The 940-nt window shown below is 61.8% G+C and carries 1 protein-coding gene; it reads right to left on the bottom strand.

Annotation, left to right across the window (positions count from 1 at the left end; all coding sequences use genetic code 11):
- The coding region (locus FFT09_RS22805) for an acyltransferase domain-containing protein (protein ID WP_279631027.1) at nt 1-930 on the bottom strand (930 nt) is incomplete at its 3' end.
- Nucleotides 931-940 lie beyond the last annotated feature (10 nt).

Raw genomic sequence — 940 nt, 5'->3', positions numbered from 1 at the left:
CTTCCAGTCGATGTGGACACCGCGCACGTGTGCCTCACCCAGCGAACGCAAGAACCGATCCAAACCACCCTCACCCCGCCGCAACGTACCCACCACAACACCCCCAACCACACCCTCCTCAATACTCATCGACAACACCGGATGAGGACTCACCTCAACAAAAGCCCGAAACCCCTCCCCCACCAAACACTCAACCGCCCCACCAAAACCCACCACCTCCCGCAAATTCCGATACCAATACTCCCCATCCAACTCCGCCGTATCCAACCACCCACCCGTCACCGTCGAAAAAAACGGCACCGACGACGACCGAGGCTCAATCCCCCCCAACACACCCAACAACTCATCCCGAACAACCTCCACCTGAACCGAATGCGACGCATAATCCACCGCAACCCACCGAACCCGAACCCCCTCCCCCACACACCCAGCAACAAACTCCTCCAAACCCCCCACCTCACCCGACACCACCACCGACTCCGGCCCATTCACCGCCGCCACACCCACACCCACCGGCAACCGCGACACCACCTCCCCCACCGACAACCCCACCGACACCATCCCACCCCCACCAGCCAACAACTCCCCAACCAACCGCGAACGCCACACCACCACCCGAGCCCCATCCCCCACCGACAACCCACCCGCAACACACGCCGCAGCAACCTCACCCTGCGAATGACCCACCACACCCCCCACACCCACCCCACACGACAACCACAACCGACCCAACGCCACCAACACCACAAACAACACCGGCTGCACCACATCAACCCGATCCAACCCACCCCGCAACTCCTCCACCACACACCAATCCACCAACTCCTCCACCGCCCCAGCACACTCAAAAAACGCCTCCGCAAACACCGAAGACGACTCCAACAACCCCAACGCCATACCCACCCACTGCGAACCCTGACCCGGAAACACCAAAATCGGC

It is taken from the genome of Saccharomonospora piscinae, assembly GCF_005862235.1.
Classification (GTDB): Bacteria; Actinomycetota; Actinomycetes; order Mycobacteriales; family Pseudonocardiaceae; genus Saccharomonospora; species Saccharomonospora piscinae.
Note: the sequence above shows the minus strand (reverse complement) of the source record. Positions and strands in the feature narration are given on the sequence as shown.